Below are 622 nucleotides of genomic sequence, written 5' to 3'. Positions count from 1 at the left end.
GCTGCTGGTTGGTTTAGGTGAGGGCTGCTAGTAGTGGGGCGTAGTGCTGGGTGGTGGCTTGGCGGTAGGCCTGGGCGTCTCCGTCGCGGGCGGCTTGGAGCATGGCTCGGTGGGCCTTGGCGGCGCTGAGCATGTCCTCGGGTCTGGGGGCGCCTAGGAGGGGGACGGTCAGGGTGTGGACTGCCCAGAACGCTTCGGTCAGGTGCAGGAAGAGGTGGTTGTCCAGGGGTTCGAGCATCCGCATGTGAAAGCGGCGGTCCTGTTCGGTGAAGAGTTCGCCCTTTTGGGCGTGGGTGTCCATCTGCGCCACGATTTGGTCGAGTTCGGTGTCTTGGCGGTTCTTCCAGGCTTGGGTGACGGGTTCGGCTAGTGCGTTGTCGAGGGTGATGCGGACTTCGACGATGTCGCGCAGTCCGCGGTGGTCGTCTCCGGGGTTGAGTAGGCCTCTGAAGACGAGGGACTCGACCATGGGGCGCATGGAGACTCTGCCGACGAACATGCCGTGTCCGTGGCGGACTTCGACGATGTCGAGGGCGACCAGGGTGCGTACGGCCTCGCGCACGGAGGAGCGGGACACGCCCAGATCGGTGCACAGCTGCGACTCGGTCGGCAAAGCATCCCC

The 622-nt window shown here is 65.3% G+C and carries 1 protein-coding gene; it reads right to left on the bottom strand.

Annotation, left to right across the window (positions count from 1 at the left end):
• Nucleotides 1-13: 13 nt before the first annotated feature.
• The coding region (locus FK256_RS14170; RefSeq protein ID WP_009234977.1) for a FadR/GntR family transcriptional regulator at nucleotides 14-622 on the bottom strand (609 nt) is incomplete at its 5' end.

The organism is Actinomyces johnsonii, from assembly GCF_006546835.1.
In the GTDB taxonomy this organism is placed as follows: domain Bacteria; phylum Actinomycetota; class Actinomycetes; order Actinomycetales; family Actinomycetaceae; genus Actinomyces; species Actinomyces johnsonii.
Note: the sequence above shows the minus strand (reverse complement) of the source record. Positions and strands in the feature narration are given on the sequence as shown.